This is a genomic window from Crocosphaera sp. Alani8, from assembly GCF_038442745.1.
Classification (GTDB): domain Bacteria; phylum Cyanobacteriota; class Cyanobacteriia; order Cyanobacteriales; family Microcystaceae; genus Crocosphaera.
The window spans coordinates 1,824-5,135 of record NZ_JARVCN010000232.1 but is presented as its reverse complement, the minus strand read 5'-3'; the positions used below and the strand labels follow the sequence as shown (position 1 = coordinate 5,135).

Genomic DNA, 3,312 nt, shown 5'->3' with positions numbered 1-3,312 from the left:
GTTTGATAAATCCCCCTCGTTTATAGTGCGGGGCTTCTCGGCGGTTAGCTAACTTTTGGATGTGTTACAGATGGGCTTATAAACAAAGCTGTCACCCTACTCATCCCTCCTGCACTTAGCTTCCTATATCGTATCAACTTTGACACTCCCACGAGTAGAACTGCGTGGGATCCTTGCTTCACATCCTCTTAGCTAGACATAGTTTTCTCAAACCATGCCCCCGCAAGACCGAATCCACAAACATTTTAGTTTAACTTCCACTGGCTGCCCGACAGCAGACTGTATGGGTTTTTTAGATCTCTAATAGCTCGAATTAAGGAGCATATTAAACCTGCTATGACTTTGATTCTGTTCAACTGGGTAGGGCTTGTCCGTCGCAGAAAAACGTCTCAGAGGGAGTTAACCAGCTATACTGAGTACAGAAACCTAGACAATTCTAGGCAAGAAACACCGATAAATCTCTTACGCGCATTACCGCACTTAGTTCATGATACCATATTCACTCCGCCTAAAGACGTGCAAACTACATCCCACGAGTGAACTACGTGGGATGTAGTTTGCAGTATCCTGTAACGTTTATTTGTGTCCAGGAATTTAGATGGTATCAATCTTTAGCTCGACACTTCCTGTACGGGAGCGACCACTGCCAGTAGAATCAACGATAGTATAGGTGAAATAATCGTAACCATCGTAGTTGGCATTGGGAGTATAGCGGAAAGTACCTGTAGCAGCATTAATCAATTCTAGGTTTCCGTCGCCAACATTAGTAAAGTTGCTTAACGAGATAGTATCACCGTCAATATCAGTATCGTTACTTAAAACACTGAAGACAACAGAACTATTTCTATCAACTTTCACCGAATCAAAAGCCGCTTGAGGCGCACTATTTGTGTTCCAAATCCCATCGTTATTGGCATCAGTAGCATTAAGTTGTCCTAAAAACGGAATGTTATTGTTAATTAACGAATCTTTAATCGTCAGGACGACGTCTTTTACATAGGATTGCCCAGAGAGACGGTCAGAGGTTAATTCAGAGAGAATAATCGCCTTTTTGTTATTAGGCAAAGTATAGTATCCATTATTCATGATTGTGGGCAAATCAATGTCATAAAAATTTTGGTATTTAGCATGACTGCTTATTCCACCGTATTTAGCAGAGCCAAGACTATCAGTTTTGGTTCCTTGAAGGTTAATTATTTCATTCCAACCAAGATTCCCAATGTTTAGATCAGCTGAGGAATTGAAATCAATCTCAACTTTATCTACGATTGTGGGTGCCTCATTCAGTTCTATGAGATAGTTGGGTTTATGCCCACTGGTTTCTATCCGTTTCGTATAATTTTTCGGATTGTAATCAATTAAGATATTGTTGCCCACAGTATTATTAATATCAGGAATGGTATTAGTCTTGATGATTTTCAGACCATTGGTGAAACCATCAACCCGCAGATCATTAACAACAATATCCACCATTTTTTGTCCGAGTTCTAATCCATGATTATCCCAACTGTAGTTTTTTGCGGTATCGTGAGCAATCAAATCGAAGTTGTTGAGAGTATAATGCCCTGTGTATTCCACGTCTGCACCATTTTGCACTTCCCAGGCTGTAAATCCATCTAAAACTGTCCGTCCATCATGGTGCTGGTTAGCAAAATCTTTAATAATGGATAATCCTTTATAAGTGGCAAAGGCTTCATTGTTAGCAAATCCCTGGAGCGATGGGGAATCAATACTAACACCTTTATTGGTAGTATAACTCTTACCATGACTAGTCAAAGTTTCTTCTAGGGTGGAAGAATCGATCCACTCGACACTATTAGCGGTGCGTCGATGGAAATATAGAAAGCCGAACCCTGGCATACTCGCAGCAATATTGTTTTGATTATGAACCAATCTACTTTGGAAATAATACCCTGTTCCGTTATTAGCTGCTGTTAAGGTCTTCTTTGCATCTTTGGGATGACCCGCTCCTTTTATACGTCCCAATCCCGTTCCTTTAATAGCGATATTATCTTCCCATCGCCCGGTTTCGTCTCCACCTTCGGCGATAAAAGCTCCTCCAAAGACATCAAAAGCTACGTTATGATCCATGACGGCAAAACTACCATGTTGAACATAACCCCATCCGGGAGAGCCTTCCAAGGAGTTGCCAACAATAATAGCAGGGTTATTATCTAAAGCAACTCCTTGTTGATGAAGATGGAGTGAATATCGACCATTCTTATTATCGGTACTATTATCAATAGTACGCGATTTATCAGTCCGACCTAATTCTTGGAAATGTGCGTAACGAATATCTACGTCGTCACTATGCATAAACATTGTATGACCACGTTTGCTAATGTCATCCACTACTTCACTTCGTAAAACAACATTTCGGCTTAGGTTGGCAACAGAAGCTTTGAGATCGGCACGAGGGGTATCATGATCAAATTTTAAGGGTTTGTCAAAGATAATGGTCTGACCATTAATTTGGGTAATGGTTAAAACCTCATCTTGAGATTGATCTAGATTACTGCCACCATACCAATCTGGATTAAATTCGGTTCCTGTCAAAACAATCCGATCTCCGATTTCCCAGCCACTTGGGACTTCAGACAAGGTTAAACTGGTATCTCCCTGCATAGGATCTGTTGTAACTTTGAGATGGGGAGCCTTTTCTTGTCCGTGAATATTAACTTCTCCAATGCTTACTAGTCCTAAACTCTTAGCCATGGGGTCATTTAAGGCTCGTTCATCGTCCGCAAACACGATTTCTGCTTCAACATTTCCACTAATCGCTTGTCCCTTACGACCAATATTTAGTTGACCATTATTCATAATCGCCAATGTATCAACAACCATTTTGGTGTTTTGGGTACGAGAAAAATTCAAAGTTCCATCAACACGTACTGTCCATAAAGGAACATTACTTTCACTATCGTATTGTACTGTGAGATTGGCTGGAATATAGACCCGTGCGCCTGCCGTGGGTATAACTCCATTAGCCCAAGTACTGGCATCAAACCAGGAACCGTTGTTAACCGCCTGATGAGTTTGAGAACCATCAGGGACAATGTTCAATAACATTGTTTGTTCCATGATTTTCTTCTGTGGCAAACCAGAGTCGATAGCTGAATCTGAATTAGGATCAGAAGGTTCCGAGTCGTTTTCAAAAATGACTCCAGTTGCGCTGTTACTGGCCAGGTAAACGTCCCCAGTAGGATTACTCAAGTTAATCTTAAAGGTTTCATCCCCTTCATATGCAGAGTCATCTATTAAGGCAACGCTAAAAGTTTTTGAGGTTTCATTAGGACCAAAAGTTAAGGTGCC

Annotated in this window: 1 protein-coding gene; it reads right to left on the bottom strand. The window is 41.0% G+C overall.

What is annotated here, in order from left to right; all coding sequences use genetic code 11:
• Positions 1–594: 594 nt before the first annotated feature.
• A partial coding sequence (locus P9B04_RS13845; RefSeq protein WP_342055574.1) for a G8 domain-containing protein occupies positions 595–3,312 on the bottom strand: 2,718 nt, incomplete at its 5' end.